Genomic DNA, 4869 nt, shown 5'->3' with positions numbered 1-4869 from the left:
AACGACAAGGTGGACCGCAAGGCCCTGCCCGCTCCCGACGCGGCGCGGGCCTCCCCGGCCGAGTCCTACGTCGCCCCGTGCAACCCCACCGAGGAGAAGCTCGCCGCGCTCTGGGGCGACGTGCTGCGCGTATCGCGCGTGGGCGTGTACGACAACTTCTTCGAGCTGGGCGGCCACTCGTTGCTCGCCACCCAGGTCATCTCCCGCATCCGCTCCACCTTCGGCGTGGAGCTGCCGCTGCGGGCCCTCTTCGAGGCGCCCACCGTGGCCGCCCTGGCCTCGCGCATCGAGGCCGTCCGGCTGGAGGCCCAACCGGTCCAGGCGCCCGACCTCACCTCCATGCAGCGCGACGGGGTGCAGCCCGTGTCCTTCGCGCAGCAGCGCCTGTGGTTCATCGACCAGCTCCAGCCTGGCAGCCCCACCTACAACATGCCCACCTTCGTGCGCATGGAGGGGGCGCTCGACGTGGACGCCCTGCGGCGCGGCTTCGATGAGCTGGCGCGCCGTCACGAGGCGCTTCGCACCACCTTCACCCAGCAGGATGGGCAGCCCTTCCAGCGCATCTCCCCCACCGGCACGCTGCCGCTGGAGCTGGTGGACCTCAGCGGCCTGGAGCCCCACGCCGCCCGCGCCGAACTGGAGCGGCACCTGCGCGAGGACACCCTCCAGCCCTTCGACCTCGCCACCGGGCCGCTGCTCCGCGCTCAACTGCTGAAGCTGGGCCCCTCCGAGCACGTGCTCGCCCTCAACATGCACCACATCGTCTCCGACGGCTGGTCCATGGGCGTGCTGGTGCGTGAGGTCGCCGCCCTCTACGACGCCTTCTCCCAGGGCAAGCCCTCTCCACTTCCGCCGCTGCCACTCCAGTACGCCGACTACGCCGTCTGGCAACGCGGATGGCTCCAGGGCGCCGTGCTCGATGAGCAGCTCGGCTACTGGCGGCAGCAGCTCTCCGGCGTCTCCACGCTGGAGCTGCCCACCGACAAGCCCCGTCCTCCCGTGCAGACCTTCCGCGGCGCGGACGTGCCCGTCGCGCTCCCGCTCGCCACGTCCGAGGCACTCCAGGCGCTGTGCCAGCAGGAGGGGGCCACGCCCTTCATGGCCCTGCTCGCGGCCTTCCAGGTGCTGCTGTCGCGCTACTCCGGCCAGCAGGACATCGCCGTCGGCTCTCCCATCGCCGGCCGCCAGCGCGGTGAGCTGGAGGACCTCATCGGCTTCTTCGTCAACACCCTCGTGCTGCGCGCCCACGTCGAGGACCACGCCTCCTTCCTCCACCTGCTGCGACAAGTGAAGGAAGGCTCGCTGGGCGCGTACGCGCACCAGGACGTCCCCTTCGAGCGGCTGGTGGAGGAGCTGCAGCCCACCCGCGACATGAGCCGCGGCCCGCTCTTCCAGGTGACGTTCGCCTTGCAGAACACGCCCATGTCCCCGGCCCGGGGCACGGGACTGGTGCTGCGCCCGCTGGAGGTGGAGAACCCCACCATCAAGTTCGAGCTCGAGATGATTCTCGCGGAGACGCCGGAGGGACTCCGCGGCTCGCTGCGGTACAACACCGACCTCTTCGAGCACGCCACCGCGCTGCGGATGGCGGAGCACTTCCGGGTCCTGGTGGAGGCGCTGGTCTCCCGGCCCGAGGCCCCCCTGGCCTCCGTCTCCCTGCTGAGCGGCGCCGAGCGCCAGCAGGTCCTGGTGGACTGGAACGCCACCGCCATGGACTTCCCGCGGGACACCTGCGTCCACCAGCGCGTGGAGGAGCAGGCCCGGCGCACGCCGGACGCGGTGGCGGTGGAGTCCGACGGCGCACGGCTCACCTACCGTGAGCTGGACGCGCGCGCCAATCAGGTCGCCCATGGGCTGCTGCACCGGGGCGTCCGCTCCGGCGACCGGGTGGCGCTCTGCGTCCAGCGCTCGCCCGAAATGGTGGTGGGCCTGCTGGGCATCCTCAAGGCCGGTGCCGCCTACGTGCCGCTGGCTCCGGACTACCCGCGCGAGCGGCTCGCCTTCATGCTCCAGGACTGCCGCGCCCGCGTGCTCCTCACGCAGCGGGAGCTGGCCGGCCTGCTGCCCGAGGGCACGGACGTGGTGTGCCTCGACTCCGGCGAGGCGCCGCGCTCCCTCGAGGAGACGCTCGCGCCGTCCGTCACCGTGCCGCCGGAGAGCCCCGCCTACGTCATCTACACGTCGGGCAGCACGGGCCAGCCGAAGGGCGTCGTCATCCCCCATGGGGCCCTGGCCAACCACATGGCGTGGTTCCTCTCCGCCTTCGGCATCACCGCCGGAGACAGGGTGCTGCAGAAGACGCCGCTGAGCTTCGACGCCTCCGTCTGGGAGTGCTGGGCGTCGCTGATGGTGGGCGCGCCGCTCGTCCTCGCTCCGCCGGAGGCCCACCGCGACCCGGCCGCCCTGGTGGCGTGCGTGGTGCGCCAGCGCATCACCCACCTCCAGGTGGTGCCCTCCATGCTCCGCTTCATGCTGGAGGAGGAAGGCCTGCTGAACGCCACGCACCTGCGCTGGCTGTTCTGCGGCGGCGAGGCCCTGGCTACCGAGCTGGCCACGCGCATGCGGGCGCGACTGCCCCAGACGCGGCTGGTCAACCTGTACGGCCCCACCGAGACCACCATCGACGCCACGTCGGCGGCGGCCACCGGGCAGGAGACCGGCGCCACCGTGCCCGTTGGCCGGCCGGTGGCCAACACCCGGGTGTACGTGCTGGATGGGCACCTGCGGCCCGTGCCGCCGGGAGCCCCCGGAGAGCTGTTCATCGGCGGCGCGCAGCTCGCCCACGGCTACCTGGGCCAGCCCGCGCTCACCGCGGAGCGCTTCGTGCCCGACCCGTACTCGGCCGCCGCCGGCGAGCGCCTGTACCGCACCGGAGACAGGGTGCGCTGGCTGCGCGACGGCACGCTGGAGTACCTGGGCCGCCAGGACTCCCAGGTGAAGGTGCGCGGCTTCCGCATCGAGCCGGGCGAGGTGGAGGCCGCGGTGCGCGCCCACGCCGCCGTCCGTGACGCGGTGGTGATGGTCCGCGAGGACGCGCCGGGCCAGCAGCGGCTGGTGGCCTACGTCGTCCCCGCGCGGGAGGGCGCCACGGGCCCGGTGCCCGGCGCGGCGGAGCTGCGGGAGTGGCTGCGCGAGCGCATGCCCGAGTACATGGTGCCGTCCGCCTTCGTGACGCTGGAGGCGCTGCCGCTGACGCCCAACGGCAAGGTGGACAGGAAGGCGCTGCCCGTGCCGGAGGCGGCGCTACCGGAGGGTGGAGGCGCCCCGGTGGCGCCGCGAGACCCGACGGAGGAGCTGCTGGCCGGCCTCTTCGCCCGGGTGCTGCGCGTGGAGCGCGTGGGCATCCACGACAGCTTCTTCGAGCGGGGGGGACATTCGCTGCTGGCCACCCAGCTCGCTTCCCGCGTGCGCGCCGCGTTCGGGGTGGACCTGCCGCTGCGGACCTTCTTCGAAGCACCCACCGTGGCCTCGCTCGCGCCGCGCATCTCGGCCGCGCGGAGCGCGCAGGCGGCGGGAGTCCCTGCCCTGGTGCCCGTGCCGCGCACCGGCCCGCTGCCGCTGTCCTTCGCCCAGCAGCGCCTGTGGGTCATCGACCAGATAGAACCCGGCAACACGGCATACAACCTCCCCACCGCCCTGAGCATCCTCGGGGACCTGGATGTGGCCGCGCTGGAGAAGGCCTTCACCGCCCTGGTGGAGCGCCACGAGTCGCTGCGCACGCTCTTCGCCGTCCAGGGCGATGAGCCCGAGCAGCGCATCCTGCCGTCCTCGGACTTCCGGCTGACGGTGGTGGACCTGGAGGACACCGTCCCCGCTGCTGAGCGGCGGGCCCGGGCGGAGCAGCTCGCGGCCGAGGAGACCCGCCGGCCGTTCGACCTGGAGCGCGGGCCGCTGATGCGCGCCTCGCTGCTGCGGCTCGACGCCCGGGAGCACGTGCTGGTGGTGACGATGCACCACATCGTCTCGGACGGCTGGTCCATGGGCGTGCTGGTGCGCGAGGTCGCCGCGCTGTACGGCGCCTTCGCCTCCGGACGCGAGCCTCGGCTCCCGCCCCTCCCCATCCAGTACGCCGACTTCGCCGCATGGCAGCGGGCCTGGCTGAAGGGCGAGGTGCTGAAACAGCAGCTCGGGTACTGGCGCCAGCAGCTCTCCGGCGCCGCGCCCATGCTGGAGCTGCCCACCGACAAGCCCCGGCCCGCCGTCCAGTCCATCCGGGGTGTCCACCTGCCGGTGCACGTGCCCGCCGCGCTGATGCGGCGCCTGGAGGCGCTGTGCCAGCACGAGGGCGTCACGCCCTTCATGGCCCTGCTCGCCGTCTGGCAGGTGCTGCTGGCCCGCTACTCCGGACAGGACGACATCTCCGTCGGCTCTCCCATCGCCGGCCGCACCCGCCAGGAGACCGAGGGCCTCATCGGCTTCTTCGTCAACACCCTCGTCCTGCGGACCCGCGTGGACTCCCGCTCCACCTTCCGCGAGCTGCTCGCACGGGTGCGCACCACCACCCTCGGCGCCTATGAGCATCAGGACGTCCCCTTCGAGAAGCTCGTGGAGGAGCTGCAACCGCAGCGCAGCCTCAGCCACTCGCCGCTGTTCCAGGTGATGCTCGTCCTGCAGAACACTCCGAGCGGGAGCATGGAAGTGGCGGGCGGGCCGGGAGGCACTCCGCCGCTGGAGCTACGGCCCGTGGATGCCGAGCTCCAGACCGCGAAGTTCGACCTGACGCTGTCCGTGGGACAGACGCCGGAAGGACTGTCCGGCACGCTGAGCTACCGCACGGACCTGTTCGAGCGGCCCACCATCGCCCGCATGGTGGAGCACCTCACCACCCTGCTGGAGGCCGCCGTCTCCTCTCCGGAGACTCGCGTCGGC

Annotated in this window: 1 protein-coding gene; it reads left to right on the top strand. The window is 72.6% G+C overall.

Annotated features, from left to right (window positions below; all coding sequences use genetic code 11):
- Positions 1-4869: non-ribosomal peptide synthetase (locus K8638_RS43870; RefSeq protein ID WP_223760755.1), on the top strand; the 4869-nt coding region annotated here is incomplete at both ends.

This window comes from Myxococcus sp. RHSTA-1-4, from assembly GCF_020037125.1.
Classification (GTDB): Bacteria; Myxococcota; Myxococcia; order Myxococcales; family Myxococcaceae; genus Myxococcus.
This window is presented reverse-complemented; position numbering and strand designations above follow the sequence as displayed.